This is a genomic window from Weissella sp. DD23 (assembly GCF_001579105.1).
Taxonomy (GTDB): domain Bacteria; phylum Bacillota; class Bacilli; order Lactobacillales; family Lactobacillaceae; genus Weissella; species Weissella cibaria.
On sequence record NZ_KQ970462.1, the window covers coordinates 1 to 466 of the forward strand.

Annotated in this window: 1 protein-coding gene; it reads left to right on the plus strand. The window is 47.4% G+C overall.

The genetic code is table 11. The features are described from left to right. Positions 1 to 466 (plus strand): hypothetical protein (locus WEIDD23_RS13885; protein WP_197458902.1); only part of this gene is annotated, 466 nt, incomplete at both ends.

The following is a 466-nucleotide window of genomic DNA, read 5'->3' on the forward strand; positions in this document are numbered from 1 at the left end:
AGCGGAAGCAGCAGTCACTGAAATTTTAGCGTTATACCAATTGCCAGAACGGGAAACGACGAAACAAGCCATTCGAATGCAGTTCGCTATTTGGTACTCACGGCTGGTTAATCACCACGCCATTATGGCAACCGAAATGCCACCGCTCTTTGTGCCACTTATAAACTGGGATGAACAGCATCATCAGATCCATGCGGGATTGGTTATGATGATGCGTCATTTTGTTGATTTACCAGATGCGGTGTTAGCACGAGAAGCAGAGTACGCCATTGCCTCGATGTATGTTGCTGGTTTTTTAGGCCCGATTCCGGATGCTTTGCTGACTGAGACGGCGACACGGAAATTGCAGCCCTTCACGACAACAATGCAACGAGAATTTAAAACGGTCATGCACCAGGCGCTTGATTCTGAGACGTTAAGCCAAATGATGGCGTTACTCTCACCGACGCATGTACGGTTATTGTAT